The sequence below is a fragment of the Halosimplex litoreum genome, from assembly GCF_016065055.1.
GTDB classification, from domain to species: Archaea; Halobacteriota; Halobacteria; order Halobacteriales; family Haloarculaceae; genus Halosimplex; species Halosimplex litoreum.
Genome location: NZ_CP065856.1, coordinates 607711 through 631339, shown reverse-complemented (window position 1 = coordinate 631339; position 23629 = coordinate 607711). Strand labels below are relative to the sequence as shown.

Genomic DNA, 23629 nt, shown 5'->3' with positions numbered 1-23629 from the left:
GTCGGTATCGGCCGTCGACGACGCTGGTCACGCTGTAACTACTCTCGTAACAACTACACAGTAACTATTTACGTCAGTAGCTCGTAGAGTCTGATGCGAACAACGGGTCGGCGGCGACACGTCGCCGGTCCGGACACATCATGACAAGCACGAACCAGCGAGTCACGGGCCGTCACGTCCAGCCCATCGAACGCACGGGCGAGCAGTCCGAGTCCGAAACCGAGGGACAGTCCGAACGCGAGCGCGACGAGTGCCCGGAGTGTGGCGCGCCGGGGGTCACCGACGAGAAGCGCGGCGAGACGGTCTGCCAGGAGTGTGGCGTCGTGCTGGAAGAAGACGTCGTCGACCGCGGGCCCGAGTGGCGGTCGTTCGACGCCCGCGACAAGGCCCAGAAGAGCCGCGTCGGGTCGCCGACGACCGAGATGCTCCACGACAAGGGACTCTCGTCGGTCATCGACTGGCAGAACAAGGACGCCAACGGCCAGGCGCTCTCGGCGAAAAAGCGCGAACAGATGTCCCGCCTGCGCACGTGGGACGAGCGCTTCCGCTCCCAGAGCGCCCAGGACAGGAACCTCAAGCAGGCCCTGGGAGAGATCGACCGCATGGCCAGCGCGCTGGGTATCCCCAAAGACGCCCGCGAGACGGCCAGCGTCATCTACCGACGCGCCCTCGACGAGGAGCTCATCCCCGGTCGGTCCATCGAGGCGATGGCTACCGGGTCGCTGTACGCCGGCGCTCGCCAGGCCGGTGTCCCGCGCACGCTCGACGAACTCGAGACCGTCAGTCGCGTCGACCGCAAGGAGTTCGCACGCGCGTACAGATACATCGCACGCGAGCTCGAACTCGCGATGGAGCCCACGGACCCCGCCCAGTACGTCCCGCGGCTGGTCTCGGACCTCGACCTGCCCGAGGAGACCAAACAGCGGGCCGTCGAGCTGCTCGAGGCGGGCAAGCGCGAGGCGGTCCACTCGGGGAAGAACCCGGTTGGCCTCGCCGCTGCGGCCATCTACGCGGCCGGTCGGCTCACCAACGTCGAGGTGACCCAACACGAGGTCGCCGACGCCGCCGACGTGTCCGCGGTGACCATCCGCGACCGCTACACCGAACTGCTCGACGCCGCCGACCGGGTCGCCTGAGGTGCCGACCGTGCCGACAGGCGACCGAGCCGACACCGCCCAGCGCCGCCGCCGACCCCGGAACCGAGCCGGTCGCGGCCGGCGTCGCGAACGACCACCGTTATACCACCGACCGCGCAATGTCATCTGAGAGAACCCGCATGTCCAACGACGAGTCGGCCGTCGGCCCCGACGGCGACGACCTGGTAGCCGAGACCGCGTCGCTGCTGGAAACGTTCGGGCTGACGAGCTACGAAGCCAAGTGTTTCGTCGCGCTGGTTCGCATCGGCCACGGCACCGCCCGCGAGATCGCCGAAGTCGCGGACGTCCCCCGCCCACGCGTCTACGACAGCGTCGAGTCGCTGGCCGACCGCGGGCTCGCCGACGTGCAGGACGCCCAGCCGCGCCGCTTTCGCGCCCCCGATCCCCGGGACGCCGTCGAGACCATCCGCCGCGAGTACGGCCAGCGCCTCGACCGCCTCGAAGGACTGCTCCCCCGGCTCCAGTCGCCCGAACCCCGCGACGAGCGGGCCGGCGTCTGGGTCGTCGAGGGCGACGAGGCCGTCAGCGACCGACTGGCCGCGCTGGCCGCCGACGCCGACGACGAACTGCTCGTCGTCGTCGCCGTCGAGAGCCTGCTGACCGACGAGGTCCGCGACGCGCTCGCGGCCGCTACCGACCGCGGCGTCGAGATAACCGTCGGCTCGCCGAGCCCGGCGGTTCGGGAGGCCGTCACCGACGCCGTCCCCGGTGCGTCGGTCGTCGAGACCTGGACCTGGTGGGAGACCCACCCCATCCGCGCCGGCGAGATCAGCTCGATCCTCATGGCCGACGGCCGCGAGCTGATCGTCAGCTCCGACCTGGAGACCGATCTACCAGGGGTCGACCGCCACAGCGCCGTCTGGACCGACGACGAACGAGCCCCGCTGGTCGGCCTGATGCAACCGTTGCTCGCCGAGGCCATCCGCTCTGGACCCTCGGCTCACGGGTCGGCGTAGCGCCGGAGAATCGATCGCGACCACCGCTTTCGTCACCTCAAGCGACGGAGATCCCGTTGCGCGCGAGGAAGTCGCTGGCGCTCTTTATCTCGACCGGACTCCCGATGATCCGGACCCGACGGTCTTCCCGGCGGATCGTGAGCGTGAACCGCCGTTCGAGCTCCCCGCGCAGCCCCTCGATGGCGTCCGCTGGCAGGAGGATCTCCGTACTGTCACGGAGGCGAGCCGGATCGGACATGATCGATCCTCATCGGCGCTCGTCGTATTAGTTTGTCGAAACGCAATTCGTTACGTTCTCTAGACATTATCGCATTGTATTTCCACTCGTGACCGTCTCCGAGGGGGGCCGACGTCGGTGGCCGACCGAGGGTCCACTACCGCGGTCGCGACCGGGGGCGGAGGAACACCTTTTTCGGTACCGGTTGCCGACTCCATCGTAATGGGGCTCGAAGAGGAGATCCGCGAGATCGAAGAGGAGATCGCCGAGACGCCCTACAACAAGTCGACCGAGGAGCACATCGGCCGACTGAAGGCCAAGCTCGCGGACAAGAAAGAGAAGCTGGAGAACCAGTCTTCGGCCGGCGGCGGCGGTGGCTACGCCGTCGAGAAGACCGGCGACGCCACCGTCGCGCTGGTGGGCTTTCCCAGCGTCGGCAAGTCCACGCTGCTGAACGCGCTCACCAACGCCGAGAGCGAGGTCGGGTCCTACGAGTTCACCACGCTCGACGTCAACCCCGGCATGCTCAAACACAACGACGCCAACATTCAGATCCTGGACGTGCCCGGGCTCATCGAGGGGGCCGCCGACGGCCGCGGCGGTGGCCAGGCCGTCCTCTCGGTCGTCCGGACCGCCGACCTGGTCGTGTTCGTCCTCTCGGTGTTCGAGATCGACCAGTACCGGCGCCTCTACGACGAACTGTACAACAACAAGGTCCGGCTGGACACCGAGCCCCCCAACGTCTCCATCCGGAAGAAACACAAAGACGGGATCAGCGTCACCGCCAGCGTCGACCTGGAACTCGACGAGCAGACGATCAAGAGCGTCCTGCGCGAGCGCGGGTACGTCAACGCCAACGTCAATATCGGCGAACACGTCGACATCGACCGCCTGCTCGACGGCGTGCTGGACAACCGCGAGTACCTCCCCTCGCTGGTCTCGGTCAACAAGGCCGACCTCATCGAGCCCGACTACCTCGACACCGTCCACGAGCAGCTGCGCGACCACGACATCGACCCCGACGAGACGATCTTCATCAGCGCAGAGGAGGAGAAAGGGCTCGACGCGCTCAAGCAGGCCATCTGGGAGGAACTGGGCCTCATCCGGATCTACATGGACAAACCCGGTCGCGGCGTCGACTACGACGAGCCGCTCGTGCTCCGGGAGGGCGACACCATCGAGGACGCCTGCGAGAAGCTCGGCGGCGAGTTCGAGGACCGGTTCCGCTTCGCCCGCGTCTCCGGCCCGAGCGCCAAACACGACGAACAGCAGGTCGGGATGGACCACGAGCTCGCCGACGAAGACGTCCTCCGCATCCTGACGACCCGATGAGCGTCCGCCGGACCGTCGCCACGTCGCTCTCTCGCTACCGGCGCGCCCTCGCTGTCCTGGCGGCGGGACTCGTCCCGTGGCTCGTCATCCCCTACGAGGACGCCACCGGGCTGGTCTTCTCGGTGACGCTCGCGAACACGGAGACGCTCGCGACCACGTCCGTCTATCACTACGTCTTCGTGTACACGCGCGGGCTGCCGACCGAGCTGCTGGCGTGGCCGACGGCGACGCTACTGTACGGCGCGGGGGTCGCGAGCGCCACGCTCGCGTGGGTCGACCGCGAGGACCGCCGAGTCACCGCCGGGCTGTTCGCGCTGGCGGCGTTCGACGTGTGCTACGCCGTCCTCGGGTTCTCGTCGTTCCGCGCGGGGACGATCGCCTACCCGCTCGGGGCCGTCTTCCTCGCGCTCGCGGCGTGGACGAGCCGGCCCTGACGGTTCCGCGTTCGGTATCCTCTTCTAGCTGGCAGCCCTCCGGTCGCGCATGGACGGAACGCTCGACCACGTGATGATGCGCGTCGAAGACCTCGACGAATCGCTCGAGTGGTACACCACACACCTCGACTACGAGGAGAAGGGGCGCTGGGAGGCCGACACCTTCACGAACGTCTTCCTCGGTCCGGAAGACGTCCACGACGACGGTGCGCTACTGGAGCTCACCTACAACCACGACGGCCGCTCGTACACGATGGGCGACGGCTGGGGCCACATCGCCGTCCGCGTCGAGGACGTCGAGGACGCCTACTACGAGCTGATGGACGAGGGCGTCGAGGACTACCGCCGGCCCGAAGACAACCCCGGCTACGCCTTCGTGAAGGACCCGGACGGCCACGAGATCGAGATCGTCGAGCGCGACCACGGCGCCCGCTGGAGCATCGACCACACGATGGTCCGGGTCGAGGACGCCGACGACCACCTCGGCTGGTGGACCCGCAAGTTCGAGTACGAGCACACCGGCCGCTGGGAGGCCGACAGCTTCGCGAACTACTTCGTGAAGCCCGAGGGCGCCGCCGAGGAAGCGATGGCCGTCGAGCTGACGTACAACTACGACGGGCGCAGCTACGAACTGGGCGACGCCTGGGGCCACCTCGCGGTGCGGGTCGACGACCTGTCGGAGGGGTGGGACCAGTTGATGACCCGCGAGGCCGAGGACTACCGCGACCCCGAGAGCTGCGACAACAACTACGCGTTCACCAAGGACCCGGACGGCCACGAGATCGAAGTGGTCACGTCGTAAGCGAAGTTCGTGTTCGGACGCGGGCGAAGCGAGCGTCCGCTTTTTGCCCCATCTTTTCGTGCGAGCGGGTCGCGGGCCGCCGGCCCGCGACCGCACGACGTGGCGGCGTAGCCGCCACGCGGTGCCCGCAGGGCCGGAGGCCCGAAGATACCCAGTGCGGAAAAGGTGGTCGGGGAGGACCCGGACGGCCACGAGATCGAAGTGGTCACGTCGTAAGCGACGGAGATCGCTTTCTCCCGACCGTCCGTCGGGACTCGTATCGTTTGCCACAGGTAGCTGTACGCTACCGTCGGGCCGCCGGTCGTAGGAACAGCCTACCGACACGAAGTACGTAGCGTCTGATTACTTACCTGCCACCTCTGATGGGGGGACCATGGAACCACGGGCAACTACGCGACCGTTCGCCGACCAACGACGCGGACGACGGTGTCGAGACTATCGTCGAACCGGCACCGGGGCCGGTACGACACCGGACAATTGGGACGGAGCCGTTCCCGGGGAGGAACGATGAGACGACGGGTGCCGGGCGAGAATCGGGGTGTCGGTGCGTTGCTCGCGCCGGTGACCGCGGTGTCGAACGTGAACGGTTCGGGCCGGGTCCGCGCGGTCGCGCTGGCGTTCCTGATGACCCTGGCGGCGGTCGCGGTCGGCGCGCCGGTCGCGGGAGCGAGCGCCGACGCCGGTACCGCGGCTCAAACCATCACCGTCGACGCCGGTGGTAGCGGCGATTACACGACGATACAGGCGGCGGTCGACGCCGCGGCCACCGGCGATACCATCGAGGTAGGACCTGGGACCTACAGCGAAGCGGTCACCGGCGACAAGACTGTCACAATAATAGCGCCGAACGAAACGACGCTCGACGGGTCGTCGTTGTCGAACGACCCGATCGCGTTCGACATCACGGGCCAGGCCGCGCCCGAGGTCGCGGGGTTCACGATCACGGGATACTACAAGGGGCTCCACGCCGCCGGGTCGACCGGCGACTGGACGCTCCGGGACACGACTATCGAGAACTCGTCGTTCGGCGCGGTCGACGCCGATGACTCGACCGGCGACTGGACGATCGAGGACAGCGTCCTGCGGGACGACCAAAACGATGCTATCGACGCCCGTGGCACGGAGGGCGACTGGACGGTTCGCGATACCACCGCTACCAGCCGCATCTACGCCGTGTCGGCGTCCGGTCAGTGGACGGTCGAGGGCGTGACGGTCCGCGACGCGTACGCGTCCGGTATCGCCGCCAGGTACACCGACGGCGCGTGGACCGTCCGTGACACGACTCTCCAGGGGCCGGCGTCCGACGGGATCGACGCCTCCCAATCCGTTTCCGGATGGGAGGCGGACAACGTGACGGTCTCGAACGCGGACAACGGCATCCGCGCGTTCAATACGAGCGGAGCGTGGACGGTCAGCGACTCGACGTTCCGGAACAGTTCTGACGTGGGCATCGACGTTTCCCGCTCGAGCGCCACGTGGACGGTCAGCGACTCGACCGTCCGGAACAGTTCCGGCGCGGGTATCGACGCCGCCTTCTCGAGCGGCACGTGGACGGTCCGCGAGAGCGCGTTCGTCGACAACGGCGTCGGCGTCGACGCCGAATACGGGACCCAGACGGGCGAGGCGACCCGTAACTGGTGGGGTTCCTGCGACGGGCCGAGCGGGGAATTCGGCGGGAGCGGCGACGCGGCCGCCGGGAACCTCGTCGTGGAGCCGTACTACACGGACGCGGCACAGACGACGCTCAGCAACGAGACGGCCTCGCCCTGCGGCGGGTCGACGACGTTCGACTTCGGGGTCGAACTCGAACAGGTCGAGGAGGTCAACCGGAGCGGCGACGCGACGGTCAGCGCGTACCCGCAGAACTACGCCGACGACCCCGTCGCGAACACGACCCTCGAACTGCTGGTCGACGCGGACGACGACGGGCGGTTCGCCGAAAGCGAGGTCGTCGCGACGAACGCGAGCCTCGACTTCGCGGCCGGCGAGTACCGCACCGTCGATCTGACCTACGAGAACGTCGAGCTCTCGCCGGGCAACTACAGCTACATGGCCCGGATCGGCAAGGACGGCCAGACCACGCGGAGCTTCACGAACGGGACCCTCGTCGTCGGGACCGGGAGCGACGGGTCGGGTACCGCGACGGAGCTCGCGAGCTGTGGGGTCATCGACCGACCGGGGTCCTACGACCTCGTTTCGGACCTGTCGAGCAACGGGACCTGTATCGAGATCACCGCGAGCGACGTCACGCTGGACGGGCAGGGCCACACGCTCGAGGGGCTCGACCCCGACGTCGACAAGATCGGGATCTACGGCAACGGGACGGCCGACGGGCTGACCAACGTGACCGTGACCGACGTCGAACTGACCGGGTGGCGCCACGACGGCTTCGGTACCACCGGGCACGCCCTGTATCTCGAGCGGGTGAACCACAGCGCGATCACGGACGTGAGCGTGACCGGCGGGGACATCGGGGTCCACCTCCGCACCGCCGCGGACAACCGGCTCGATAACGTGTCCATCGAGGGAACCAAAAACGTCGGGCTACACCTCCAGAACGGTGCGGACTGGAACACCGTCGTCGATAGCGCGGTCGTCGACGCCGAGGAGCGGGGCGTCCGGCTGTCCTCGGCGTCGAACAACACCGTCCGGGCCAGTGAGATCCGCTCCTCCGGCGCGGAGAACGTCCGCCTGGCGTGGGCTGCGAACGACAACGTCTTCGTCGACAACGTCGTCAGCGGGACCTCCTGGGGCGACACCAGTATCAGCGTCGGACAGAGCGGGTCGGGCCTGGAGTTCCGGAACAACACCGTGACCGGGAGCTCGGGCCACGGCTTCGGCCTCTCCCAGGCCGGCAGCGACTACCTGTTCGCGAACAACACCGTCAGCGGGAACGACGGCCACGGGATCCGTCTCAACCGCGCCGCGAACGCGACCATCCGTGACAACACCGTCGCGGCCAGCGGTGGGCACGGGATCAACCTCCAGCGCTCGTCGGGCCACACGGTAGCCGACAACGTCGTCCGCGACAGCGAGCGATACGGCGTCAATCTGAACGACGTCGACGACGCGGTCGTCGCGGAGAACACCATCGAACGCGGTACGAACGGCGGCGTCCGGCTGTTCGCCGGGTCGTCGAGCAACGAGCTTCGGGACAACGCGATCTCGAACGCGCCGCCGACTGGGGTCACAGCCTTCCCGACCGGCATCCAGCTACGCGACGCCGACGACAACCGGATCGTCGGAACGGAGATCGACAACGCCTGGCGCGGGATCGACGTCAACGCCTCCTCCGACGACAACACGATAGCGAACACCGCGGTGAACAACACCGCGAGCGCGACGCGGAGCGTCACTCTCAGCGGTTCGGTCGGGACCTCGGTGGAGTCGCTCGCGCTCTCTGACCCGTCGGCGTCGAACGTCACCCTCTCGTTCGAGGGGTACAACGTCAGCGTCGCGCCGGCGGCGTCGCCACCCGACAACCCCGACGGGACCGGCATCGGACGAACCGTCGACGTGGCCTCGGTCGGGGGCGCGAACGCGTTCCTCGACCTCACGCTGCGGTACGAGGCGGGCGACGTCGCGGGCCTCGACGCGACGACGCTCGGGCTCTGGCGACACGGAGCCAGCGGCTGGGAGCGGACCGCCGACGCGGCCCACGACATCGGTGCCCGGACGCTCGACGGCAACGTCACCGACGTCGGCGCGTCCGCCGACTCGGTGGTCGTCGGGGCGTTCCTCGAAGGCCAGAAGCCGTTCGACGTCGAACTGGAGCAGGCGGTGAACGTCTCCGAGGGCGGGGACGTGAACGTCACCGCGTACGGGTCGAACCTCGATAGCGCCCCCGTCACCGGGACGACGGTCGAGCTGCTGGTCGACACCGACGACGACGGGCGGATCGAGGCCGACGAAGTCATCGCCAGTCGGAGCGCCGACTTCGACGCCGGTGAGTACCGCGCTGTCGATCTCACCTACGAGGACGTCGAGCTCTCGCCCGGCGAGTACAGTTACATGGCACGGATCGACGACGGGTCGCGGACCGTCGGGAGCTTCACCAACGGGACGCTGACGGTCGAGACCAACGAGACGAGCGGGATTCCGTCAGACGCGGTGTACGAGGCCGGGAGCGTGGCCGCCGAATTCGACGTGGACCTCGACGGGCGGATCGGGATCGGCGAACTCGGGACCGCCGCGGAAGCGTACGCGAGTGGCGACCTCGACATCACTGGGCTCGGTGACGTCGCCGAAGCCTACGCGGCGAGCTGATCGGATTCAGGTGTAGGCCCGACGGGTGGTAGTTCCCTCCCGCTCGGATCCGGAAACGACATTGACCGTTCGGCCCATCTTTCTCACACGTTCGTTCGATACTGTCTCCTTTGGCACAAACTGTCGTAGACGATAGCGGATTCGAACTACGATTCGGCGCTCTCGATGGAGACGTGACTGTGGGAATTGTAAACAATAGAGTCATACTACCTAGTTTTCACAAGAACTCCGTGTACCCGTCGCAACGGGTGTGCGCAAGAACTGGGCAGGTCCACAAAAATTAACAGAACAGATTCGTAGGGATCGATTGCATGAACGGTAGGGTTCTGTTACTCGGGACGATCGGGATGCTAGTACTCGCGGCCGGGGCCGTGGGTGGTGCGAGCGGGTCGGCCACCCTCGCGGACCACAACAACGTCTCGTCGGCGCAGCCACTGGACGACGGAACGATCGACGGGGTCGACATCCCCGGTAACGAGTCGATCTACTACGAGATCGACCTCGCGGACAAAGAACAGGTGACGGTTTCGACGGAGGGGGCCGACCAAGGCGTCCAACTCCGACTGCTCGCACCCGACGGGGCGACGGAGTTGCGGAGCGCGAGCGGGAGCGCGGGGTCGTTCAATGAACCGGACGTGAGCGTCACTTACACCGCCAACCAGAACGGGACCTTCTATCTTGCAGTCTCGACGGTGAGCGACTCCCCGACGACGGTTTCGCTGACGACCGAGACGCCGGACCTGACCGACCGCTTCGAGCGCAACGACCAGTTCGAGTCGGCGACAGAGCTGTCCGACGGAGAGACTAACGGTCTGGTCCTAGCGGGGTCGGAGCTGGACTACTACGCGGTGGAGCTGAACGACAGCGAGCAGGTCACTTTCTCGACGGACGGGGCCACTCAGGGTATGCGCGTTCGGATGTTTGCGCCCGACAGGGTGACGGAGTTGCGGAGCGCGAGGGGAGAAGCGGGCTCGTTCAATGAACCGGACGTGAGCGTCACTTACACCGCTAACCAGAACGGCACGTTCTACTTCGAACTGGACAGCCGGACCGACCGCTCGACGAACTATTCGCTGTCCGTCCAGACGCCGGACCTGACCGACTCCCTCGAACCCAACGACGAGCTGGGGGCGGCGGCGACACTGTCCGAGGGCCAGACCGACGGCCTGTCGCTAGCGGGGTCGGAGTTGGACTACTACGCGGTACAGTTGAACGACAGCGAACAGATCACGTTCTCGACGGAGGGCGCCAGTCAGGGGCTTGGACTCCGGATGTTCGCCCCCGACCAGGTGACGGAGTTGCGGAGCGCGAGGGGGGAAGCGGGTTCGTTCAATGAACCGGACGTGAGCGTCACCTACACCGCCAACCAGAACGGCACGTTCTACTTCGAACTGGACAGCCGGACCGACCGCTCGACGAACTACTCCGTGTCGGTTCAGACGCCGGACTTGACCGACCGGTTCGAACCCAACGACGGGTTTGACAACGCGACCACTCTGGCGGAAGGTCGGTACGACGACCTCGACCTGGCTGGGTCGGAGCTGGACTACTACGCGGTGGAGCTGAACGACAGCGAACAGATCACGTTCTCGACGGAGGGCGCCAGTCAGGGACTCCGCCTTCGGATGTTCGGCCCCGATCGGGTGACCGAGTTGCGGAGCGCGAGGGGAGAAGCGGGCTCGTTCAATGAACCGGACGTGAGCGTCACCTACACCGCCAACCAGAACGGAACGTTCTACTTCGAACTGGACAGCCGAACCGACCGGTCGACTGCCTACTCCGTGTCGGCTCAAAAGGTCGATCGAACCGACGAGTTCGAGCCTAACGACGAGTTCGCGAGCGCGCCGCTGCTGACGCGGGGGCGGTACAGCGACCTCGACGTCGCGGGCGCGGAGCAGGACTACTACTTCGTCCCGCTGAACGCGAGCCAGCAGGTCGACGTCAGTCTGGAGGAGACCGGCGGCGACCTCGAAGCGACGCTGTACGCCGCTAACGGGTCGGTTCTGACCCGGGACGACAACACCGGATTCGGCGACGGCTCGGTCTCGTTCAGCTACACCGTCCGGGCCGACGGAAACTACTACCTCGGGATCACCAGCCCCTCGAACCGGTCGGCCGGCTACCGGCTAGTCCTGAACAGTAACGGTACCATCGAGCAGCTACCGACGGTCCCGAGTCGCGCGGACGTGTCGCTGTCCACGTCGAGTATCAACGCGAGCGAGCCGACCGACCTGACCGTGACCGTAACCGACGCCAGGAGCGGCGACGCGGTCGAAGGCGCGACGGTCTCGATATCCGACCTCCAGGTATCGGCGACGACCGACGCCAGCGGCGTCGCGACGCTGTCGGTCGAGGCGTCTAGCCCCGGTGACTATCCGGTGAGCGTCTCCGCGGACGGGTACGCCGACGCCTCGGCGACGCTGACGGTCGAATCGAACAGTGAGATCCCGTCGGACGCGGTGTACTCGCCCGGGAGCCCGGCCGCAGAGTTCGACGCGGATCTCGACGGGCGGATCGGGATCGGCGAACTCGGGACCGCCGCGGAAGCGTACGCGAGCGGCGGTCTCGGCATTACCGGACTCGGTGACGTCGCCGAGGCCTACGCGTCGAGCTGATCGGATCCGGGTGTAGGCTCGTCGGTCGGTAGTTCGCTCCCGCTCGGATCCGGGAGCGACATCGGCCGTTTTGCGGTTTCCTTTCTCCACAGCATACATTCCAATTCAAAACAATTTAATAACAGGCGCTCACCACCGCCTATGATGTCGACGAAATGGTATCGCGCGCTCTTCTTGACAGTCCTGATGTTGGGGGGCGCGTCGACGGCGTGGGTTGCACCGGCGGTCGCGGGATCAAACGTGGCGACTGACGATCCGTTCGAACCGAACGACTCGTTCGATTCGGCGGCCTCGATCGAGGAGGGAGAGTACAGCCCGCAGATCGAGGCGGGGTCGAGCGACTTCTTCAAACTCGATCTGACCGACACGGACGTGCTGGACGTGCGGTTGACGCCCGTGAGCGGAGACCTGGAGTTCCGAATCTACGACTCGAACCGCGAGGAGATGGTTCGGGACGGGCTCGTCTACGAGGGTGAGACCGATCGGCTAACGACCGCGTTGCCGTCCGATGGAACGTACTACCTGGAAGTGTCCGGGGACCACTCGGAGACGACGACGGACTACACGCTCGATGTCGACGTGGTGGCGCCGTCGGAGAACGACGATTTCGCCCCGAACGAGGAGTTCGATACGGCGGCGACGCTGTCGGAGGGGTTCACCAACGCGAAGATCTGGGGCGGTGAAACGGACTTCTACCAGCTCCAGGCCAACGGCACGGACGTGCTGGACGTGCGGCTGACGCCCCAGAGCGGAGATCTGGAGGTCCGAATCTACGACTCGAACCGCGAGGAGATGGTCGGGGATGGGCTCGTCTACGAGGGCGAGACCGCTCGGCTCACGGACGACCTGTCGTCCGACGGAACGTACTACGTGGAGGTGTCCGGAAACGACTTGCAGACGACGACGAACTACACGCTGAACACGGAGGTCGTGACGCCGTCGGAGAACGACGAGTTCGAGCCGAACGGGGAGTTCGACACGGCGGCGTCGCTGTCGGAGGGCTTTACCGACGCGAAGGTCTGGGGCGGTGAGAGCGACTTTTACGAACTCCAGGCCAACGACACGGACGTGCTGGACGTGCGGTTGACCCCCGAGAGCCAGGACCTCGAATACTACATCTACGGTCCGAACAGACAGCAACTGACCCTCGGCGGCGCCGGCGACGGCGGCACCGCTCGGTTGACGACTGCGCTCCCCTCTACCGGGACGTACTACGTCGAAGTCCGTGGTGACTACCGGCAGACGACGACGGAGTACCGACTGAACACCGAAGTAGTGGCGCCGTCGGAGAACGACGACTTCGCGCCGAACGGCGACTTCGAGTCGGCCGCCGGGCTGACCCAGGAGTTCAACGACGGGAAGCTCTGGGGCGGCGAGTCCGACTTCTTCAAGGTTCGACTCGACCAGGGCGAAGGACTCCGCGTCGCGCTGACGCCACAGGACCAGACCTCGCAGCTCCGCGTCTACGGTCCGGACCAGTCGGAGGTCGCTTCCGACTCGTACATCTCGGCGGGGAACAGTCAGGCGGTGACGTACCAGGCGTCTGCGAGCGGGATCCACTACGTCGAGGTGACTGGTGACCACGAGTTCACGACGACGGAGTACCGGCTCCAGACGAATCGAACCTACGAGCCGCTCGGGAGCCTCGACGTGTCGCTCTCGACGGACAACGTCACGGCGGGCCAGTCGAGCGACGTGGCCGTGACCGTGACCGACGCCGCGACGGGTGACCCGATCGAGGGCGCGACGGTTTCGATTTCGGACCTCGTGCTGTCGGACACGACCAACGCCAGCGGCGTCGCGACGTTGTCGGTCGAGGCGCCCAGCGCCGGCGACTACCCGGTGAGCGTCTCCGCGGACGGGTACGCCGACGCCTCGGCGACGCTGACCGTCGAGTCGAGCAGTCGGATCCCCTCGGACGCGGTGTATTCCGTGGGGAGTGCCGCTGCGGAGTTCGACGCGGATCTAGACGGACGGATCGGGATCGGGGAACTCGGAACCGCCGCGGAAACGTACGCGAGCGGCGACCTCGACATCACTGGGCTCGGTGACGTCGCCGAAGCCTACGCGGCGAGCTGATCGAAGTGAGAGCGTCTCCTCCGTACGAACTGTCGAGCGGGTAGTCCCCGTCCCTCGACCCCCTGCGGGTCGCTGGTTCGCTCACACGCTTGGGCCGATACCCGGGCGGCGGGCGGAGCAATCGACCCGGTGTTCCGCAGCGGTGGAGAGCGCTCCCAGCGTGATATATATCGATTACCACCGTTTTATAGCCGAATACACACCTCTTAGCGCGAGTTAAACCACTCCTATCCAACGATCGGGTGCATGCGACGAACACTGGTCGTGTTACTCGTCACCGCGAGTGCGATGCTGGCCGGAGCCACACCCGCACTGGCCGTGACGGCACCCGATGCAGACGAGTCCGGTGCCGACGTGGCGACTACGGCGAGCGACTCGCTCGCGAATCAGTCGTCCGACGCGCCACAGGTATCGATCCGAGAGATACAGGAACCACCGAACGAGTCGACCGACGTCTCGCCGTACGCTGGCGAAACCGTCACTACCAGCGGCGTCGTGACGGCAGTGCGGGACGACGGCGACGGGTACTACATCCAGAACGGGACCGGCGCCTACTCCGGAGTGTACGTCTACACGGGCGGATCCGTTTCCGTCTCGGTCGGGGATAGGGTCGAGATCACGGCACCGATTACGGAGTACTACGGTCTCACGGAGGTCCAGGCCTCGGGGGCCGTATCGGCGACCGTCACGGGGACGACAGCCGTTCCCGAACCGGTGACGCTCGCTACCGGAAACGCGAGTAGGGAAGCCTACGAGGGCGTCCTCGTCGAAGTGACCGACGCCACCACGACGTCACCGCCCGACAGCGACGGCGAATGGAGCGTCGACGACGGCAGCGGGACGCTCGCTATCGACGACGTACAGACGGGCACCGACACGGTGCCCGCACGTGCGGACGAGCAGTTCGAGAGCATCGTCGGCCCGCTGAGCTACACGTTCGGTGCGTACAAGATCCAGCCGAAGGCAGTCGAGTCGGCGGCTACCGGTACCACGGTGACGGTGCTGGCGTACACCGATATCGGCTCGGAAGCGGCCGGTGACGGGACGATGGGGCGGTTCATCTCCCTCGTCAACGACCGTCGCGCGGCCGTGGGCGGTCCCGTCGCAGTCGTGGGCAACGGCGACGAGATCAGCCCCCACGCGTTGCGGGGACGGGTCTCGCCAGGCTGGGAACCGCCGATCCGCGCGCTCAACATCATCGACCCCGCCGCGGAGGCGGTGCAGAACCACGAACTGGACTACGACGAGTCCGCCGAGACCGGGGATTTCTCGATCTTCGAGGCGGCGTCGAACGGCTCCGCGTTCCCCTGGGTCAACGCGAACGTCCGAAGCGCCAGCCAGGAGCTCCCGGGCACGGAGAATCACACAGTCGTCCAGCGGGGCGACCAGCGGATCGGGATCGTCTCGGTCGCCGACGGCGCGATCGACAGCAAGGCCGGCAACGTCCTGAGCCGTAACGGGTACGCGGTCGAGAACTACACCGCGGCCGCACAGCGCGAGGCCAGCTACTTGAAAACCGAGGCGAACGTAGACGTGGTCGTCGCGCTGGCGCCGATCGGCAACGAACTCGCTCGCGACCTCGCGAACGACACGCAGTACGTCGACGCGATCGTCACGGGCGACCGCGACGGATCGTTCGAACCCGAGGTCGTCGGCGGCGCGGTCGTAACCCACCCGCCGGGCGGCGCACAGGGCGTCGCAGAGCTCAAGCTGACCGTCCGGAACGGCTCGGTGACCCCCGTCGGTGGCCAGACCTACGACGTTACCGACGATCTTTCACGGAACAGCACGTGGGCGCAGTACATCGACGGCGTCCGCGCCGAATACGGGCTCGACGCCGTTATCGCGCAGACGGAGATCCCGCTTTCGACGGCGGTCGACCCCTACACCGACGAGACCGCGATGGGGAACGCCATCGCCGAGGGGGTCCGCAACTACACCGACGCGGACGTGGCGCTGACGAACTCGGGCGGCATCCGCGGGTCGGCGACCTACGGCCCGAACATCACGGCCAGTCACATTCGGTCGACGCTGTCGTTCGGGAACCAGGTGGTCACGATGAACGTGACCGGCCAGGAGCTGTACGCGATCCTGGAGAGTCAGATGTTCGTCTACCAGAACGACGGTGGCCCGAGCATCGGGCTGCAGTCCAGCGGCACGACGTTCGAGTGGGTCCCCCACAACGAGACCGACATCCCAGACACGGCTCTGGACGAGGGCTTCGGACGACTCGAAGACGTCCACGTGGACGGTGAACCGCTGGATAGGGACGCCACGTACACACTCGCGACGAACAGCTACATCGGAACCGGGGCCTCGGACTACCCGATGAGCGAGTCGATGTGGACCCACGAGTACAACGCCACGATGGCCCAGGCGGTCATCGAGTGGCTCGACGAGACGGGGACGGTCGAACGCGAGATGGTCGACCCCGTCGTCCAGGGTAACATGCGGATGGTCGACCGGATCGTCGACACGTCGGACGTGACGACCGCCGACGGGACGGTCACCGTCACGGCCCAGGCCCCGTCGGCGACCGTCGACGTCACCGACGAGTTCTATCTGCGAAACGCCAGTGCCGGTCGGGTCAACGCGACCGGCGTGAGTTACGACGGGTCGACGCTGACGGTCACGTTCGACCGGTCCGACTGGGAGGCGACGGTCGACTCCGGGACCGCGCAGGTCTACGGGGAGTACTACGACAGCGAGTACACCGCACAGCTACGCGACGTGACCGGCGGCGCGAAGGAGTATTCGGTTCTGAACGTCGAAGCGACAGTCGACAGTAACGCGACGGTTCCGCCCGGGGCAGTCTACTCCCCGGGAACCGCTGCGGCCGAGTTCGACGACAACGACCGAGACGGTCGGATCAGCATCACCGAGCTGTCGGACGCCGCCAACGCGTACGCGGCGGGCGACCTCTCGATCGCCGACCTCGCCACGGTCGCAGACGCCTTCGCGGCGAGCTGACGACCCGGCTCGCGGCGGGCCGACCCCCGCTTCTCGGATCCGACCCGTCACCGGAGTAACCACTCGTTACCGCGTGATCCCCACGGTAGCGGAAACTTACTTACGGGTGGACCCGGATCCCAGGGCATGGATACACTCCGGTCTGTCTGCTCGCCGGGTCGAACGGCGCTCGTTCTCGTCGCTCTCGCCGTGCTCGCGAGCCTGGTCTCGCCGGGGGCCGCGGCCGCGGTTGGGACCGTCGACTCGTCCGGGCCGACCGATCTGATCGGTGGTGCTCCCGCGACCGTCGGGGCCGCGAACAACTCGACGGTCAGCTACGTCGAGATGGGTTCCGACCGCGCGCGGACCGACGCGGCGCCCACGATCCGACAACGATTCGAGGTGAATCGGACGCCGAGCGTCCCGGGAGAGGTGACGGTCACCTACGAGGCGACGCTCCCCGGCGACGTTGTAGAACTATACCCCACGGTCAGTCGCCTCCCGGTCGAGTACGAGGTCACCTCGTCCGAGAACTTCACCTACGACACGGAACAGGGGCGATGGGAACTCAGGTCGTCGTACGGCGAACGCACGACGGGGCGACTCGTCTACACCGTCGCGACGAACGTGACTGCTTCGGGCGGATACGATACGGTGGAGACCGACGACTGGGCGTTCATCGACGGTCAGCAACTCACGAACGGGCTTGGGTATTTGACCTTCGGTGACGACCCGTCGATAGACACGACCTACGAAGCGGTCCGGTCGGGATACGGCGCCGACGGTCGGATGTTCCTCGGCGAGCACGGGACTTCGCAGGCGGCCGGAACCAACCAGACGGTGACGGTCGTCGAGGGGGCGGACGCCGCGCCGCCGCTGTCGGCGTCGACGACCGCGGGATACGTGGCGAACGTCTCCGGGAAGCTGGCTATCGGTGACAGGGACCCCGACGTGACGGCGTTCCTGCTCCCCGAGCCGATCCGACCCGGGGGTCGGGGCGGTGGCGGAGCGTTCTGGGTGGGCGCGTCCACGTCGCGATTCGCCGAGACGGTCGCACACGAGTACATTCACACCCGTCAGGCGTGGCTCGACGGGGACAGGTTGCCGGAGGACGTCGACTCCGACCTCGACTGGTTCACCGAGGGGTCGGCGGACTACTACGGCGGGTACTACGCCTGGCGGGCGGGCTATCTGAGCGAGGCGGGCTTCCGGTCGTATCTCGACGACGAGACCACGCGGTACGCCGACAGCGTCCTCCGGGACGGCGTGGACACCACACAGCTGAAAAACTACTACAAGGGACGGCGCGTGCTGGGCTCGCTCGACGCCACGATACGCGGGTTCGGGGGCAACGCCACGCTGGAAACGGTGTTTCGCCGGATCAACACGGTCGACAACGCCAGTGTCTCCTACGCGACGTTCAGGGAGGAGGTCGTCGCCGTGACCAACGCGTCGGTGGGCGATTCGCTCGACCGCTTCACAGGGACCCGGGATGCGCCGTCGATCCCGTCGGACCTCTCCAGCGTGTACGCGACCTCGACCGCGGAGTCCACGCCGCCCGTGACCGTCGGGAACCTGTCGATATCGCCGGCCACCGTTTCGGCGAACGAGACGGTCGACGGGACGGTGTCGTTCGAGGTCGGGGAGGTCAGCGGTGACGGGAACACGGACACGGTCTCGGTGACGCTCCCGACCGACGTGGGCGTCGTCGCGGAGGGCCTGAACGCTTCCGTCACCGACGCCGACGGGAACGCGGTCGCCGTCACCGGGAGTCCGGAGTTGACCGACGCCGACGGCGGTTCGAACAACCGGGTGCTGTTCGAGATCTCGCCGACCGCCGACCTGAACGGGACGGTCTCGGTTGCGCTCTCGCTTCGCTCGCCGGTGGTCGACCGGAACGCCTCGGTTCGGGTGACGGCTTCCGTTCGGGACAGCGCGCGCGGCACCGCCAGCGCGAACACGACGCTGACCGTCGAGCCGGCAGCGCCGGACCTGCTCTCGGTCTCGCTGTCGCCCTCGACGGTCGCGGCCAACAGTTCCGCGAACGTCACGGTCACGGTGACCGACGGGAGCGGATCCCCCGTGGCGGATGCGTCGGTCACGTCGGCGGCACTCGGCGTGACGGAGACGACCGGGTCCGAGGGGAACGCGACGGTATCGGTCCGGGCGTCCGCCGGGACCTACCCGCTGACGGTATCGGCCGCGGGATACGGGAACGCCACCGCGACCGTGACGGTGACGGAGGCGGGGCTGCCCCAGGGCGCGGTCTACGAGGCCGGTAGCGTGGCCGCCGAGTTCGACACGAACGAGGACGGATTGGTCGGGATCACCGAGCTCGGGGCGGCAGCGGAGGCGTACGCGGGCGGCGACCTCTCGATCAGGGGTCTGGGAGCCGTCGCCGAAGCGTACGCCGCGAGCTGAGCGCCGTCGCATCGGATGCAGCGGGCGAAGCCGTCGGAACTCGCGTCGTTAGCTCTCCTCGCGGGCTGATTGCGAGCCGTTCGCAGACGGCCGTATCCCGACACGGAGCTGGATAGTCGGTAGCCACAAGAGGTTTACCAGTCGGCGAGAGGGCATGGAACATGGAACGGCGCGAACTGCTGTCGGCGGTCGCCGGACTCGGGGCGCTGGCGACCATCGGTGCCGACCCCGGCGAGGCCGAGGACGACTCCGACATCGGTCGTATCGGAGCCGAGGCGGCGGACGGCACCGTCACCCTCGACGTCGTCCTCTCCGACGAGTGACCGCGCGCCCGGACCGGCTGTCGTTCCGCCGAAAATCTTCCACAAAGTGTTTATCCGTTGATTCACCTGGTTCGGATATGGAACGGCGACACGGGTTCGGGCTCCCGGCGGTCGCGATGGCAGTCGCCGCTACTGCGCTGCTGGCCGACGGACACAAGACCGAGGAATCAGGCGACCGGGACGGTGAAGACGGGACCGTCGAGATCGAGATCGTACTGACCGAAGACTGACGGCGCGTGTTCGGGCGACGTACTGCAGGTCGGTCACCGGAGCGATACGCTTATTCGCCGGTCGGAGGTGAGTGGTGGTATGAGTGAGCGATCCGCGGCGGCGTCGCTCATCGAGGATCGGCCGGATCTGACCGAGGATCTGCGAACCCTTCTGGAAGTCGACGCGGCCGCGGAGACGTGGACGTTCGACGACACCGAGGTCGACTCGGGGACGTTCGGTGAACTGGTCGAGCGCGACGTCGTCGAAAAGGAGGGCGACGGATACCGCCTCGCCGACCCCGACGCGGTTCGCCAGGCACTGGGAGACGACGGGGTGACCGACGACCGGCCACGGGTCGGGCGACCGACGTTCTCGACCGTCGATCTCGACTCACGTCGGGTCGGCGCTCTCGTCGCGGCACTCTCGGCGGTGGTTCTCGCGCGCGTGATCAGTTACCCATCGGTGTTCAGAGACGGGACGGTCGTCCTCTCGGGGAACGACCCGTACGCCTATCGGTACTGGGTCGAGCGGACGCTCCTGAACGTCTCGGGACCGCTCGATATCGGCCCCGTCCTGACGGGCGTCGGGCCGACCGAGACGGGAGAGCCGCTGTTCGTCGCGGTCACGACGCTTGTCGCGTCGCTGTTCGGCGGGACGCCCGCCGCGGCGGGATGGACGCTGGCGTGGTACCCCGTCGTTACCGCGGTCGCGACCGCTGCGGTGCTGTACGCGCTCGTGGTGGCACTCACGGACGACCGTCGGGTCGCGCTGGCCGCCGTCGTACTGCTGGCGGTCACGCCGGGCCACGCGATGCGGACCAGCCTCGGGTTCGCCGACCACCACGCCTTCGACTACGTCCCGCTGGCGGTCACCGCCTACGGGCTGGTCGCAGTCGACGGGACGGACGGCCTCCGCGACCGCCGCGCGTGGCTGGGGGCGGGCGTCGTCGCGGCGGGACTCGCCGGACAGATCCTCGGGTGGTCGGCCGGCCCCCTGCTCGTGGTCCCGGTCGTCGGGTACGTCGCCGTCCGCGCGGTCCAAGACGTTCGAGCGGGCGATTCGCCGGCGCGTCGAGGACTCCCGGTCGTCGCCGGGGTCGGGGCGGCGGCGGTCGTCGTCGCCGGAGCGCACGCGGCGCTGGGGTGGCACGACTCGGTCGTCGCAGTCACGCCCGCGCTGTTGCTGGCGGCCGTCGTCGGGGTCCTCGCGGTCGCCGAACTCGTCGGTCGCGCCGACGCGCCGCCGTGGGCGGTGGTACCGGCGAGCGGCGTCGCGGGAATCGCCGGCCTGGCCGCGGTCGCGGTCGCCGCGCCGGCCGTCTGGACGCGAGCGACCGGGCGGTTCGGCGACCTCTTCGCGTCGCGGGGGATCGCGGAGACGCGGTCGCTGCTCGACGGCGGGTCGGTCGGCTGGCTGTTGCTGTTCGGGTTCGTGCTCGTCCTCGCGGCCCCGTGGCTGGCGTGGGCGACCCGGCGGGCGACCCGCTCGGACGCCGCATGGGCCGTCCCGGTCGCCTACGGGTGGTGGTTCCTCCTGCTCGCGGCCGTCCAGGTGCGCTTCGCCGGCCAGCTCGCGGTGTTCGCCGCCGCCTTCGCCGGCCTCGGGTTCGTCCACCTCGCGTCGGTCGTCGACCTCGGCGCGCCGCCGGCGCCGCTGGACCCCGACCGCACGGGGCCGCGGTCGCTCTCGATCCCGACGGGCCGGCGGGCCGCACAGGTGCTCGCGCTGTTCGTCCTCGTCGCCGGCCTTGGGGTCGTCCAGGTGCCAGTCAAGACCAGCCAGGTGACGACCGACGGCGACGCCTACCGCGCGGCGGCGTGGACGGCCGACGACGCCGCCGAGCGCGGGCTCGCCTCCCCCGACAGCTACGTGTTCAGTCGATGGGGCGACAACCGGATGTACAACTACGTCGTCAGCGGCCAGTCGCGGTCGTACGGGTTCGCCCGGGCGAACTTCGGGCCGTTCGCCTCGGCGGCGAACGCCTCGGGGTGGTACCCGCGGCTGCGCGACCGCGTCGGCTACGTCGTCGTCGAGGGGAGCGGCTTCGAGTCGGGGACGGTCGGCGCGCGCCTCGCGGGGAGCTTCGGCGGCCGGACCGCCGACGCGCCGGGGCTGGCCCACTACCGCGTCCGCTACCGCGGGCCCGACGGCCGGGTCGTCGCCAGCGTAGTCCCCGGCGCCCGCCTCGTCGGTACCGCCGCGCCCAACCGGACCCAGACCCTCGCGACGAACGTCACCGTCGACGGCCGGACCGTCCGCTACGAGCGTCGCGTCCGCGCGAACGCCACGGGGGCGTTCGCGGTAACCGTCCCCTACCCCGGCCGGTACACTCTGGGCAACACCACCGTCGCGGTGGACGAACGAGCCGTCCGAAACGGTGGCACCGTCGGGGCCGATATCGGTGCGCGCGCGAGCGAGAGCGCGGTCGAACCGGTGTGATACCGAGGCGATTCCGGCATCGGAAGCAGCCGGCTACCGCGCTCGAGCCAAACGAACAGAAGCGCTCCCGAACGGGCTCGCGCGCTGATGGAGTTGGTCGGAGACGTAAGCTACCCCACGGCTAAAGCCGTGGGCTTTCAGCGTGGACTCCCGTTCTAGCCGAATCATCGGCAGGAGGGTCATACTCTCCGTTCACGTTCAGCGTCCCGCTGTTCAAGCACACGCCTACGGGTGCGCCTCCACCGGAGCCTGTTTGGTCCCGACGGAGATACCGCAGACCGATGTTTTTCGCGGCGTTGTAGTCGGCATGGTTCTCGTAGCTGCATTTCAGGCACTCGAAGTCCTCACCGTCGCGGTTGTCAGGGTCTGTGCACCCACACGTCGAGCATCGCAGTGACGTGTTCTCGGGATCTACCTGTTCTACGTCGACACCGTACTCTGCGGCTTTATACTCGACGTACTCGTAGAGGCGATCGAACGCCCACTTGTGGCCCCACGACGCACCAGTGCGCTCCCGGATGTCCGTCAAATCCTCGAAGGCTATCACTGAACACTCGTGGTCGCGGGCCTCCGCGACTAACGCATCACTGATACGGTGGAGTGTGATTTTGAAGCGATTTGTCTCTTTGCGTCCGACAGCCTGCAGATTCTCGTGTGCCCACCGCGTTCCACACTCTTGCAGGTCGCCACGGCGGTTCTCGTACTCTCTGCGCCAGTGGTCGAACTCGTCGCCCGTCCAGAACGTGCCAGTCGAAGTGACAGCTAGCTGATTCACGCCGAGGTCAACCCCGAGAACCGCTCCGTTCTCGGGTGTTGCCTGCTCCGACGTGTCGGACTCCACCTCCACCTTGCAGTGGACGTGGAGCATCCAGTTACCGTTCGTGTAGTGCAATTCTGCGCCTGTCGTCTCGTACTCGTCCGAGAAGAAGTACTCGGCGTGGGGCGTATCTCGCTCGTCATCCGGGAGCACGTACTCGGCTACAATCCGGCCATCGAGCGTGGCGAGGCTCACGTGGTCGTCGTGGAACGTCGCGGTGCGGTGATCGTAGACGAGGTGTGGACTAGTGAAGTGGGGCATCGACGCTTTCTTGCCGTGCTTCCACTTTTCGACGGCGCTCTTGCAGGCATCGGCGGCCTTGTTGCGAGCGGCTTGGACGTGGTTGCTGTGCAAGTGCGTTTCATCGCGCACGTCTTCGTAGGTGCCATCGTGGAGCGTTGTTTTACTCGTCGTGACGTATTCACCCTCGAAAGCGTGGCGCGTCACGTAGTTGGCGGCCCACAGGAACTCGTCGACAGTGTCGCGGAGAAGCGCGACATCGTCACTGTCCACGTCGAGTCGCACGGGGACAGTGCGCCGCTTCCCCATATACCATATGTAATCTTAGTAATTCAAAAGCGTTTGGAAGTCGGCCCTGCTGTCGTCGGTGGA

15 protein-coding genes are annotated in these 23629 nt (G+C 67.2%); 13 read left to right on the top strand and 2 right to left on the bottom strand.

Annotation, left to right across the window (positions count from 1 at the left end; all coding sequences use genetic code 11):
• Window positions 1-140 precede the first annotated feature (140 nt).
• Together I7X12_RS03135 and I7X12_RS03130 are read left to right on the top strand one after the other, a co-directional pair.
• Window positions 141-1136 (top strand): transcription initiation factor IIB, encoded by a 996-nt coding sequence (locus I7X12_RS03135; RefSeq protein WP_232343017.1) that lies wholly within the window; start codon window positions 141-143, stop codon window positions 1134-1136.
• A 119-nt stretch (window positions 1137-1255) separates the two neighbouring features.
• Complete coding sequence (locus tag I7X12_RS03130) at window positions 1256-2113, top strand: TrmB family transcriptional regulator (protein ID WP_232343015.1); 858 nt, start codon at window positions 1256-1258, stop codon at window positions 2111-2113.
• 37 nt (window positions 2114-2150) lie between these two features.
• On the opposite strand, the gene I7X12_RS03125 is transcribed toward I7X12_RS03130, so the two are convergent.
• A complete protein-coding gene (locus tag I7X12_RS03125) occupies window positions 2151-2351 on the bottom strand; it encodes a VNG_1110C family protein (protein WP_198062426.1) in 201 nt (66 codons plus the stop codon).
• 201 nt (window positions 2352-2552) lie between these two features.
• Between I7X12_RS03125 and I7X12_RS03120 the strand changes: the two genes are divergently transcribed.
• From I7X12_RS03120 to I7X12_RS03070, 11 genes are all read left to right on the top strand, one after another.
• Window positions 2553-3662 (top strand): OBG GTPase family GTP-binding protein, encoded by a 1110-nt coding sequence (locus I7X12_RS03120; protein ID WP_198062425.1) that lies wholly within the window; start codon window positions 2553-2555, stop codon window positions 3660-3662.
• Entirely contained in the window at window positions 3659-4096 is a 438-nt protein-coding gene (locus I7X12_RS03115; protein WP_198062424.1) for a TIGR04206 family protein, read from the top strand. The genes I7X12_RS03120 and I7X12_RS03115 overlap by 4 nt, the downstream gene beginning before the upstream one ends.
• A 49-nt stretch (window positions 4097-4145) precedes the next feature.
• Window positions 4146-4898, top strand: coding sequence for a VOC family protein (locus tag I7X12_RS03110; RefSeq protein WP_198062423.1), 753 nt, complete (start codon window positions 4146-4148; stop codon window positions 4896-4898).
• Window positions 4899-5405: 507 nt separating this feature from the next.
• Window positions 5406-9164, top strand: a complete 3759-nt coding sequence (locus I7X12_RS03105) for a right-handed parallel beta-helix repeat-containing protein (protein ID WP_198062422.1) — start codon at window positions 5406-5408, stop codon at window positions 9162-9164.
• A gap of 311 nt (window positions 9165-9475) precedes the next feature.
• A complete protein-coding gene (locus tag I7X12_RS03100; RefSeq protein ID WP_198062421.1) occupies window positions 9476-11779 on the top strand; it encodes a pre-peptidase C-terminal domain-containing protein in 2304 nt (767 codons plus the stop codon).
• A 144-nt stretch (window positions 11780-11923) separates the two neighbouring features.
• Entirely contained in the window at window positions 11924-13858 is a 1935-nt protein-coding gene (locus I7X12_RS03095; protein WP_198062420.1) for a carboxypeptidase regulatory-like domain-containing protein, read from the top strand.
• 246 nt (window positions 13859-14104) lie between these two features.
• Entirely contained in the window at window positions 14105-16828 is a 2724-nt protein-coding gene (locus I7X12_RS03090; protein WP_198062419.1) for a 5'-nucleotidase C-terminal domain-containing protein, read from the top strand.
• A gap of 126 nt (window positions 16829-16954) precedes the next feature.
• Entirely contained in the window at window positions 16955-19228 is a 2274-nt protein-coding gene (locus I7X12_RS03085; RefSeq protein ID WP_198062418.1) for a M61 family metallopeptidase, read from the top strand.
• A gap of 161 nt (window positions 19229-19389) precedes the next feature.
• Window positions 19390-19551: a hypothetical protein gene (locus I7X12_RS03080; protein ID WP_198062417.1), complete on the top strand. Its 162-nt coding sequence runs from the start codon at window positions 19390-19392 to the stop codon at window positions 19549-19551.
• 77 nt (window positions 19552-19628) lie between these two features.
• Complete coding sequence (locus I7X12_RS03075) at window positions 19629-19781, top strand: hypothetical protein (RefSeq protein ID WP_198062416.1); 153 nt, start codon at window positions 19629-19631, stop codon at window positions 19779-19781.
• Window positions 19782-19860: 79 nt separating this feature from the next.
• On the top strand, window positions 19861-22200 hold the full coding sequence (locus tag I7X12_RS03070; protein ID WP_198062415.1) for a phospholipid carrier-dependent glycosyltransferase: 2340 nt from the start codon (window positions 19861-19863) through the stop codon (window positions 22198-22200).
• Window positions 22201-22321: 121 nt separating this feature from the next.
• Here I7X12_RS03070 and I7X12_RS03065 read toward each other — a convergent pair whose 3' ends face one another.
• On the bottom strand, window positions 22322-23566 hold the full coding sequence (locus I7X12_RS03065) for an RNA-guided endonuclease InsQ/TnpB family protein (protein WP_198062414.1): 1245 nt from the start codon (window positions 23564-23566) through the stop codon (window positions 22322-22324).
• Between the last annotated feature and the right edge of the window lie 63 nt (window positions 23567-23629).

What these genes read in the sequence shown, in the direction of transcription:
- I7X12_RS03110 (WP_198062423.1), top strand. Translation starts at nt 4,146, where the DNA reads ATGGACGGAACGCTCGACCACGTGATGATGCGCGTCGAAGACCTCGAC.
- I7X12_RS03135 (WP_232343017.1), top strand. Translation starts at nt 141, where the DNA reads ATGACAAGCACGAACCAGCGAGTCACGGGCCGTCACGTCCAGCCCATC.
- I7X12_RS03115 (WP_198062424.1), top strand. Translation starts at nt 3,659, where the DNA reads ATGAGCGTCCGCCGGACCGTCGCCACGTCGCTCTCTCGCTACCGGCGC.
- I7X12_RS03100 (WP_198062421.1), top strand. Translation starts at nt 9,476, where the DNA reads ATGAACGGTAGGGTTCTGTTACTCGGGACGATCGGGATGCTAGTACTC.
- I7X12_RS03105 (WP_198062422.1), top strand. Translation starts at nt 5,406, where the DNA reads ATGAGACGACGGGTGCCGGGCGAGAATCGGGGTGTCGGTGCGTTGCTC.
- I7X12_RS03065 (WP_198062414.1), bottom strand. Translation starts at nt 23,566, where the DNA reads ATGGGGAAGCGGCGCACTGTCCCCGTGCGACTCGACGTGGACAGTGAC.
- I7X12_RS03130 (WP_232343015.1), top strand. Translation starts at nt 1,256, where the DNA reads ATGTCATCTGAGAGAACCCGCATGTCCAACGACGAGTCGGCCGTCGGC.
- I7X12_RS03090 (WP_198062419.1), top strand. Translation starts at nt 14,105, where the DNA reads ATGCGACGAACACTGGTCGTGTTACTCGTCACCGCGAGTGCGATGCTG.
- I7X12_RS03070 (WP_198062415.1), top strand. Translation starts at nt 19,861, where the DNA reads ATGAGTGAGCGATCCGCGGCGGCGTCGCTCATCGAGGATCGGCCGGAT.
- I7X12_RS03120 (WP_198062425.1), top strand. Translation starts at nt 2,553, where the DNA reads ATGGGGCTCGAAGAGGAGATCCGCGAGATCGAAGAGGAGATCGCCGAG.
- I7X12_RS03075 (WP_198062416.1), top strand. Translation starts at nt 19,629, where the DNA reads ATGGAACGGCGACACGGGTTCGGGCTCCCGGCGGTCGCGATGGCAGTC.
- I7X12_RS03095 (WP_198062420.1), top strand. Translation starts at nt 11,924, where the DNA reads ATGTCGACGAAATGGTATCGCGCGCTCTTCTTGACAGTCCTGATGTTG.
- I7X12_RS03125 (WP_198062426.1), bottom strand. Translation starts at nt 2,351, where the DNA reads ATGTCCGATCCGGCTCGCCTCCGTGACAGTACGGAGATCCTCCTGCCA.
- I7X12_RS03080 (WP_198062417.1), top strand. Translation starts at nt 19,390, where the DNA reads ATGGAACGGCGCGAACTGCTGTCGGCGGTCGCCGGACTCGGGGCGCTG.
- I7X12_RS03085 (WP_198062418.1), top strand. Translation starts at nt 16,955, where the DNA reads ATGGATACACTCCGGTCTGTCTGCTCGCCGGGTCGAACGGCGCTCGTT.